Below are 8,939 nucleotides of genomic sequence, written 5' to 3'. Positions count from 1 at the left end.
GACAGGCCGGGTGGCGCTCAACGTGCATCACCCCTCCGACGTGCTGGCCGGATGGGCGCTGGGCTACCTGTATTACCTGCTGTGTCTGCGGGTGGTGCGGCCGTCGTACGGAAGGCAGCCATATGGCCGCGCTGTTCCGGCACAGTCCGTCACCGGGTCCGGTTAATCTCCCCGAAGAGCAATTACGGGGAAGGGAACCATGGCGCAGACCAATGCCAATCTGATCTGGAAGATCGCCGACCTGCTGCGCGGACCGTATCAGCCCAATCAGTACGGCGATGTGATCTTGCCGTTCACGATCCTGCGCCGCTTGGACTGCATCCTGGAGTCCACCAAGGACCAGGTGCTAGCCGAGTACAAGAGGATCTCTTCGACCAAGGTCGACCCCGGTGTGCTGCTGAAGAACAAGTTCAAGCTGCCGTTCTACAACACCTCCCGCTGGAGCTTCGCCTCCCTGATCGGCGACCCGGAGGGGGTGGCCGACAACCTGGTCGACTACATCGAGCACTTCTCGCCGAACGTGCGCGACGTGTTTGACGGGTTCGGAATGCTCGACGAGATCGCCGACCTGGCGAAATCGGATCGGCTGTATCTGATCGTCAAAGAGTTCGCCGCCGTCGACCTCCATCCCCAGGTCGTCTCCGGGCACGACATGGGCTACATCTTCGAAGAGCTGATCCGCAAGTTCGCCGAATCCAACTCCACCCAGGCCGGTGACCATTTCACCCCGCGGGAAGTCATCGCCTTGATGGTCGACATCCTGTTCTGCACCCACGACGATGCGTTGACCAAACCGGGCACGGTGCGCACCATCTACGACCCGGCCGCCGGGACCGGTGGCATGCTCTCCACCGCGTACGACCACCTGGTCGAGATGAACCCCAAGGCCCGCCCCGTCCTTTACGGTCAGGACATCAACCCGCGGTCGTATGCGCTGTGTAAGTCCGACATGATCATCAAGGGCCAGGACGTCGACAACATCTACTTCGGTGACACGCTGACCGACGACGGGTTTCGCACGAAGACCTTCGACTTCCTGTTATCCAATCCGCCGTTCGGGGTGGACTGGAAGACCCAGCAGAAGAAAGTCACCGACGAACACGAGCAGCGCGGCTTCGCCGGGCGCTTCGGTCCTGGCCTACCCCGCGTCTCCGACGGGTCCATGCTGTTCCTGCTGCATCTGATCTCCAAGATGCAGCCCGTCAAGAACGGCGAGGGTGGCAGCCGGTTGGCCATCGTGCTCAACGGCTCCCCGCTATTCACCGGCGGCGCGGGTTCTGGAGAGTCCAACATCCGGCAGTGGATCATCGAGAACGACCTACTGGATGCGATCATCGCGCTGCCGACCGACATGTTCTACAACACCGGTATCGCCACCTACATCTGGATTCTGGACAACAACAAGCCGGCCAAGCGGCGGGGCAAGGTTCAGCTGATCAACGCCGTCGAGATGTTTGGCAAGATGCGCAAATCGCTCGGATCCAAGCGCAAGGAGCTGCGCGCCAAGGACATTGAGCGGATCTGCCATCTGTACGACAGCTTCCGCAATGAGCACCACACCGACGATCGTGTGGCCCACTCGAAGGTGTTCAAAGGCGAGGAGTTCGGCTACTCCACCATCACCGTGGAGCGCCCGCTGCAGCTGCGGTTTGAGCCGACCGAAGACAACGTCGAGGAAGTCCTGGCCCACAAGAGCATCACCAAACTCAAGCCCGGAGAACAGGCCGCCATCCGCGCGGCGCTGACCGGTCTGATCGGGTGGGAATGGAAGGACCGCGACGAGTTCGTCGGCGAACTCAAAGATGCGCTCCACAAGGCGGGGGTGACCAAGCCGCCGGCCCCGCTGGTCAAGACGATCTGGTCCACGATCGGCGAGCACGACGACACCGCCACCATCGTCACCGACGCCAAGGGCAACCCCGAACCCGACCCGGCGCTGCGTGACACCGAGAACGTGCCGCTTGCTGAGGACATCGAGGAGTACTTCGCCCGCGAAGTCCTGCCGCACGTCCCGGATGCCTGGATCGACCACGACAAGACCAAGCTCGGCTACGAGATCCCGTTCACGCGGCACTTCTACCGGTACGTGCCGCCCAGGCCGCTGGAGGAGATCCAGAAGGACCTACGTGTTCTGGTGGGGGAGATCCAGGCCATGCTCGCCGAGGTTGGCGCGTGAGCTGGCCAACGTACTCGGCTATGAAGCAGTCAGGAGTCGACTGGTTAGGTGAGGTGCCCTCGACTTGGTCGGTTGAGCGGATGTCCTGGCTGTTCGCCGACATCTCCAGCGGCACGACACCGGATAGCAGTAATGCCGAGTACTACGGCGACGACGTCAACTGGGTCACAACTGGTGAGCTGCGTGAACAGCCGATAGGGCGAACTGAAAGGCGCCTCACACGGTCTGCGCTCGCCTCGCATAGTGCGTTGAAGGTTTATCCAGCAGGGACGTTGTTGATCGCGATGTACGGCGCGACGATAGGTCGCCTGGGCTGGCTGCAAGAGGCTGCGTGCACTAACCAAGCGTGCTGTGCATTCGCTAACCCCCTCCGGGTGGCTACCCGGTTCGCCTATTACGCTCTCAGTGCTGCTCGTGATCATCTGATCAGGCTCGCCTCTGGTGGTGGCCAGCCGAACATAAATCAGGATAAGTTGCGAAGTCTCCGTATTGGGGTGCCAAGCCGTGCGGAGCAGAACCGGATTGTCGACTTTCTCGATCGCGAGACTGTCAAGATTGATGCGTTGATCGCCAAGCAGGAGCAGCTCATCGACACCCTGCGTGAGGACCGCATCGCCACCATCACCCGAGCCGTCACCAAAGGCCTCGACCCCGACGTTGAGATGAGAGACTCTGGGATTCCGTGGATCGGGCTGGTTCCGCGCCACTGGGCAGTAGGCAAAGTCAAACATGGCTTCTCCGTGGTGCTTGGGAAGATGTACCAGGGTGAACCGCAACGTACCGCCGATGTGGAGCTTCCACATCTCAAAGCGGGCAGCATCACTGAGGCTGGGCTGAACACGGAGGAACCGATGATGTGCTGGTTCTCTGCTCATGAGGTGCGCACACTTTCGCTCAGGAAGAATGATGTGCTAGTCGTTGAAGGCGGTGCAATCGGGCGATGCACCGTTCTTGACACGGACATGCCCGGTTGGGGCTTTCAGAAGTCGCTCAACCGTGTTCGTGCACGCAGCGGCGACTCCCCGAAGTTTCTCGCCTATTTGGTGGAAACAGCGACAGCTTGCGGTCATGTATCTGTGCTCTGCGGCAAGTCCACGATCCCACACTTCACAGCAGAGAAGCTGGAGGCCTTGGAGTGGCCCCGCCCGTCCCCCGCTGAACAGCGGGCGATCGTTCGTCACCTTGAGACCAAATGCAAGAAGATCGACGCGCTGATCGCCAAAGCGACGCAGGTGATTGACACGCTGCGGGAGTATCGCTCGGCACTTATTACCGACGCGGTGACGGGGAAGATTGACGTGAGCGGGGCGGTGGCGTAGGTATGGCGCGGCCGCAGACGATTCAAATCTATTTGCCGTCGGGGGATCCGGCTGGTCTGCGGGTGGCTAACTTGACGACCCGCACGGTGCGGGTGTTTGAGGTACCTCGTTCGTTGCTTGCGCAGTTCCTGCAGCGCCCTGAGGCAGGCCAGGTGGGTGTCTACTACCTGTTTGGTTCCAAAGACGACGAGACGCCGCAGTGCTATATCGGCCAGTCCGGGAACGTGGGGTCTCGGCTGCAGCAGCACACCACGAGCAAGGACTTCTGGACCAAGGCGATGGTGGCGGTGTCGTTGACCAACGAGTGGACCTCGACACATGTGGCGTACCTGGAGTGGTTGTCGCTGGCGCGGGCGAAGGCTGCCGGGCGCTACGTCCTGGTCAACGGCAACCAGGCTTCAAACCCGTTCACCCCGGAACCCTTGGAGGCCGACTGCCAGGAGTTCATCGACACGATCACGGTGCTGCTCACCACACTGGGTGCGCCTGTCCTAGAAAAGATTAGGCTGGTGTCGTCCGCTGCCTCGAGCGCCGAGACGACGACCGCCGACGACGCGGAACTGTTGCTCTTCACGGAAGCCGGGTGCGACGCGAGCGGGTACCAGACCTCCGAGGGGCTGTTAGTGCTCGCTGGGTCGAGGGGGCGCTCTGCATTGCGCCCGTCGGCCCCCAGCAGCGTTGCTCGATTGCGGGACAGCCTTCAGGCAGAAGGTGTGGTCCAGGTCGACGGTGAGGATCTGATCTTCCTCAAGGACCATCTGTTTACCAGTCCGTCCGCTGCCGGGAGCGTGCTTGTCGGGGGCACCAATAACGGACGTGCCAGTTGGCACAACGATCAGGGGCAATCCATCAACTTCATCGAGCAGGTTGCCCTCGCGTCGACCGTCGAGGCGGAACCGGAATGACTCAGCATCATGAGTCCGCGTTCGAGACCGAGATCTGTGAGTACCTGGCCGAGCACGGGTGGTTGTACTCACCCACTGACGCCGGCTACGACCGGGAGTTGGCCCTGTTCCCAGAAGACGTGTTCGGTTGGCTGGCCGACACCCAGCCGGACCAGTTGGCCAAGCGGGTCAAACCGGAGCTGACGGGACAGGCACTGGCGAAGGCGCAGACGGGTGTGCTGACCACGCTGGCGAAGGCGCTGGGCGCTGATCCGAGGGCGAACGGCGGCACGTTGTCCGTGCTGCGAAGAGGGTTCAAGGACCTCAACGCGCAGTTTCAGATGTGCCAGTTCCGCCCCAACACCACGCTGAACGAGACCACCAAGAAGCGTTACGACGCGGTGCGGCTGCGGGTGGTGCGGCAGGTGCACTACTCGACGCAGAACCACAACAGCATCGACTTGGTGTTCTTCGTCAACGGCATCCCGGTCGCCACCGCCGAATTGAAGACCGACTTCACCCAGAACATCACCGACGCGGTGCTGCAGTACAAGCAGCACCGGCACCCCAAGGGCGAACCCCTGCTGCAGTTCGGGTCGCGAGCCTTGGTGCACTTCGCGGTATCCAACAGCGAAGTGCAGATGACGACCAAGCTGGCTGGCAAGGACACCGTGTTCTTGCCGTTCAACCGCGGCGATCACGGCCATGGCGGGAATCCGCCGAATCCGCACGGCTCCCCGACGGCGTATTTGTGGGGCCAGATCCTGCAGCGCGACACCTGGCTGGACATCCTCGGACGCTTCATGCACCTGCAGGTCGACGAGGATCTCGACCCTGTCACGAACAAGAAGACCCGCAAGCAGACGATGTTGTTCCCACGTTTCCACCAGTGGGAGGCCGTGACCCGGCTGGTGGAGGCCGCCCGCGAGCAGGGCCCCGGGCATCGGTATCTGATCCAACACTCGGCCGGCAGCGGCAAGACGAATTCGATTTCGTGGCTGACCCACCGGCTCTCGGTGCTGCATGACGATGCGAACACGCCGGTGTTTGACTCGGTCATCGTGATCACCGACCGCAACGTCCTCGACGCCCAACTGCAGGAGGCGATCCGCCAGATCGACCGCACCCCAGGAGTCGTCGCCCACATCGCCGGGCTGGGCGGGCCGAAATCTCAGGAACTCGCCGACGCACTGACCGGTGGGACGAAGATCATCATCGTCACCATCCAAACGTTCCCGTACGCGTTAGAGCTGATCCGCACCCAAGCCGATCTCAAGGGCAAGAACTTCGCGATCATCGCCGACGAGGCGCACTCATCGCAGGCCGGCGAAGCGTCCAAACGGCTGAAAGCAGCTCTGACGGCCAGCGAACTCGACGAGCTCAAAGACGGTGGCACCCTTGATGCCGAGGACGTGTTGGCTGCGGAGATGACCGCCCGTGCCGAAGCCAAGAACTTGTCGTTTTTCGCGTTCACCGCCACCCCGAAAGCTAAGACGCTGGAACTGTTTGGGCACAGGGGCTACGACGGCAAACCTCACCCGTTCCACCTGTATTCGATGCAGCAAGCCATCGAGGAGGGCTTCATCCTCGATGTGCTGCGCAGTTACACGCCGTATAAGACGGCGTTCCGGCTGACCCACAACGGGCAGACCTACGAAACCACCGACACCGCCGAGAGCGGGACGGTGGACGTCTCGGGCGACTCCAGCGGCGACTTGGTCGATAAACGTGCGGCGATTAAATCGGTGATGAATTGGGTCAAACTGCACCCGACCAACATCGCCCAGAAGGTTCAGATCATCGTCGAGCACTTCCGCGCCAACGTGGGCCCCCGGCTGGACGGGAGGGCCAAGGCGATGGTGGTGACCTCATCGCGCAAGGCCGCTGTGCGCTACAAGCTGGCCTTCGACAAGTACGTCGCCCAGCAGGGCTACACCGACGTCGCCGCCCTGGTGGCATTCTCCGGTGAGGTCACCGACGACGAATCCGGCCTGGAGAAGGTCACCGAATCCTCGATGAATCCCGGGCTGAAGGGCCGAGACCTGCGCGATGCGTTCGCGACCGACGAATACAACGTCATGCTGGTGGCCAACAAATTCCAGACCGGCTTCGACCAGCCACTGCTGGTCGCCATGTACGTCGACAAGAGGTTGTCGGGGGTGGCGGCGGTGCAGACCCTGTCCCGGCTCAACCGCAAAGCCCCGGGCAAGGATCAGACCTTCGTGCTGGATTTCGCCAACACCGCCGAGGACATCGTCGAAGCATTCGAGCCCTACTACGAGGCCACCACGCTCGCCGACGTCACCGACCCCAACATCGTGCACGAGACCATGAGCAAGCTCGACGCCGCCGGGATCTATCAGGAGTCGGAGATCGACGGCCTTGTCGCGGACTACCTTGCGCGCAAAGGCCATGAGGCGCTCAACAAGTGGGTGAAGCCGGCCCGCGATCGCTTCCGTGACCGGGAACGCCAGGCTATCGATCACAACGACAAGCTCGCCCTGGAAGAGTTACAGATCTTCCGCAAGGATGTCGGGACCTTCATCCGCCAATACGACTTCCTGTCCCAGATCGTCAACTACGAGGACCCGTCGCTGGAGAAGCTGTCGATCTATCTGCGCCACCTCGCGCCGGTCATCGCCAGTGAGCAGCTGAACCATGAGATCGACCTGTCCACCGTCGATTTCGACTATCTGGCGCACCGCGAGCAGCCGACCACTTCCGGCAACCTGACCGGCGATGTGCCCCTGCAGCCGGCCAAGGAGTCGGGCACCGGCACCGCCCGTGACCCGGAGTTGGTGGCGCTCGATGAGGTCATCGCCCAGATCAACGATCTGTTCTCCGGAGACCACCCCGACTCCAGCGTGCGCAACGTCGTCACCCACATCAAAGACCGGCTCGAAGAGAGCGAGACGTTACAACAGCAGGCCCAGAACAACACGCTGGCGCAGTTCTCCGCCAGCCCGGACCTGCAGAGTGAGTTCGTCGGTGCGGTGATCGGGGCCATGGCCTCCTCGGAAGATCTGTCGACCCAGATCCTCAACAACCCCGAACTATCCCAGAAGCTGCTCGGGGAACTAGTTCCGATGATCTACCAGGGATTGAAGGCGGCCGGGTAGGCGTTCGGCTCGCGTGTTGCGCTAGTCGCAGGTGCCGCACACCCCGGTCAGTGACAACTGCATACCGCAATCGCAGAAGTCCGCGTCGCGGCGGGTATCGCGGGTGAGAGTTCGGCGCCACCTGTGAGCATTAGCGGTCCGGGTCGGGCTCGTCGGTCTTTGGGTCGGCCACCACGATGCGGCGGGTGGCCACCGGCTTGCCCTTGATGTGTTTGGTCACCGGTGGCGCCGGGGGCGGCGTGGTGATCCGGCCCTGCACCGGCGCGCCGTTGCGCACCGACGGCGCGAGGACGCGTTTGGTGGCGGCCTTGGGCTCCTCACCCAGCCCGCCGCCTTGCATGGCCCCCGGCGGCATGAACGGCACCGCGCCCATCGGGGCGCGCGGGGTGGCTGGCGGTGCCGCGGAACCCGAGGACGGCGGCGGCCCGGTGGGTGCCGAGGCCGGATAGGTGGCGGCCGACGGAATCGGTGGCGGCCCCAGCGGCGAGGCCGGGGCGGTGTCCCCGCCGGCGGCCCCCGCGAAGTCGTCGGCACCGACACCGGAATCGCCTGCGGTGCCGGCGAAGTCATCGGGAAACTCATCGAGGACGTCGTCGCTTAGGTCGGCATCGGGGTCAGCTGCCTGCTCGACCGCGCCCAGACCGGCCTGCAGCCCCTGCTGGGCGGCCTGGGCGCCCTGCTGGGCCAGCTGACCAAACGGCTGCAGCGCGGCGCCCAACGCGCCGCCAAAGGCGCCGGCCGCCGCGGACAGGGCCTGCGGAAGGGCCTGCAACAGCTGCGCCGATTGTTGCTCGTTGGCGGGGAAATTCGCCTGCGCATCGCTGACCCCCGCTTCGCGTTCGGCCTGCCCGGTCTGTGCGTCGAGGTTGTCGCCGGGGATGCCGGTGTTGCTGGCCACCCCCAGCGCCGCCAACAGCTGGTCGATCGCCGAGTGCACCATGGCGACCTGCGCCGGGGTGATCGGTGGCACCGGCCCGTTCTGGGCGCCCGCCGAAGCCCACGACGACGCGTCGAACTGCAGTTCACCACCGTCGGCGGTCATAACAGGGCTCCTCCCGCGGCGGCCCGGCTCAATGCCTGAAACCAGGCGAAGTGATAGTGCGCGACGGCGGTGCTGCCGTTCACTAGCGCCGCGATCGTGGCCAACAGTTGCCAGTTTTCGATCGCGGCGCCCTCCAAGTCGTCGGGGTAGGCGCGCAGCACCCGCTCGGCGACGGTGGCCAGATGCTCACGCAGCGCCTGGTATTCGGCGGGCGCCACGCCGGTGTCCCGGGTCGCGGCCCGGGCCAGGGTGTGGGCGAGGCGGGGCAGGCCGTCCCGCCCTTTGGTGGCCTGACCGAGGTCCCAGCCGAGGTCGTCGGCGGCGAGCCCCTGGCGGGCCCCCGGCGGGGTCGGGACCCGGGCGGCGGCCTCGGGCCGCGGGGGTGGGGGGGCGGGGGGG

Annotated in this window: 7 protein-coding genes; 5 read left to right on the top strand and 2 right to left on the bottom strand. The window is 63.9% G+C overall.

Annotated elements, in window-relative coordinates:
- The 5 genes from BKN37_RS28715 to BKN37_RS23960 all read left to right on the top strand — a co-directional run.
- A partial coding sequence (locus BKN37_RS28715; protein WP_131823682.1) for a phosphatase PAP2 family protein occupies nucleotides 1-166 on the top strand: 166 nt, incomplete at its 5' end.
- 33 nt (nucleotides 167-199) lie between these two features.
- On the top strand, nucleotides 200-2,176 hold the full coding sequence (locus BKN37_RS23975) for a type I restriction-modification system subunit M (protein ID WP_071029428.1): 1,977 nt from the start codon (nucleotides 200-202) through the stop codon (nucleotides 2,174-2,176).
- A gap of 80 nt (nucleotides 2,177-2,256) precedes the next feature.
- Nucleotides 2,257-3,495 (top strand): restriction endonuclease subunit S, encoded by a 1,239-nt coding sequence (locus BKN37_RS28095; RefSeq protein ID WP_158260423.1) that lies wholly within the window; start codon nucleotides 2,257-2,259, stop codon nucleotides 3,493-3,495.
- Between the two features lie 2 nt (nucleotides 3,496-3,497).
- A complete protein-coding gene (locus tag BKN37_RS23965; protein ID WP_071029426.1) occupies nucleotides 3,498-4,400 on the top strand; it encodes a GIY-YIG nuclease family protein in 903 nt (300 codons plus the stop codon).
- Complete coding sequence (locus BKN37_RS23960; protein ID WP_071029425.1) at nucleotides 4,397-7,498, top strand: type I restriction endonuclease subunit R; 3,102 nt, start codon at nucleotides 4,397-4,399, stop codon at nucleotides 7,496-7,498. Before BKN37_RS23965 ends, BKN37_RS23960 begins: the two co-directional genes overlap by 4 nt.
- 130 nt (nucleotides 7,499-7,628) lie before the next feature.
- Here BKN37_RS23960 and BKN37_RS23955 read toward each other — a convergent pair whose 3' ends face one another.
- The gene (locus BKN37_RS23955; protein ID WP_242657346.1) at nucleotides 7,629-8,540 is read right to left on the bottom strand and encodes a hypothetical protein; all 912 of its coding nucleotides are present in this window, start codon (nucleotides 8,538-8,540) and stop codon (nucleotides 7,629-7,631) included.
- On the bottom strand, nucleotides 8,537-8,939 hold a 403-nt coding region (locus BKN37_RS29370), incomplete at its 5' end, for a DUF5631 domain-containing protein (protein ID WP_165618386.1). The genes BKN37_RS29370 and BKN37_RS23955, both read right to left, overlap by 4 nt.

It is taken from the genome of Mycobacterium talmoniae, assembly GCF_001854525.1.
GTDB lineage: Bacteria > Actinomycetota > Actinomycetes > Mycobacteriales > Mycobacteriaceae > Mycobacterium > Mycobacterium talmoniae.
This window is presented reverse-complemented; position numbering and strand designations above follow the sequence as displayed.

Bases quoted from the DNA above. Each gene is read 5' to 3' on its own strand.
- BKN37_RS23975 (WP_071029428.1), top strand. From the start codon at position 200: ATGGCGCAGACCAATGCCAATCTGATCTGGAAGATCGCCGACCTGCTG.
- BKN37_RS28095 (WP_158260423.1), top strand. From the start codon at position 2,257: ATGTCCTGGCTGTTCGCCGACATCTCCAGCGGCACGACACCGGATAGC.
- BKN37_RS23965 (WP_071029426.1), top strand. From the start codon at position 3,498: ATGGCGCGGCCGCAGACGATTCAAATCTATTTGCCGTCGGGGGATCCG.
- BKN37_RS23960 (WP_071029425.1), top strand. From the start codon at position 4,397: ATGACTCAGCATCATGAGTCCGCGTTCGAGACCGAGATCTGTGAGTAC.
- BKN37_RS23955 (WP_242657346.1), bottom strand. From the start codon at position 8,540: ATGACCGCCGACGGTGGTGAACTGCAGTTCGACGCGTCGTCGTGGGCT.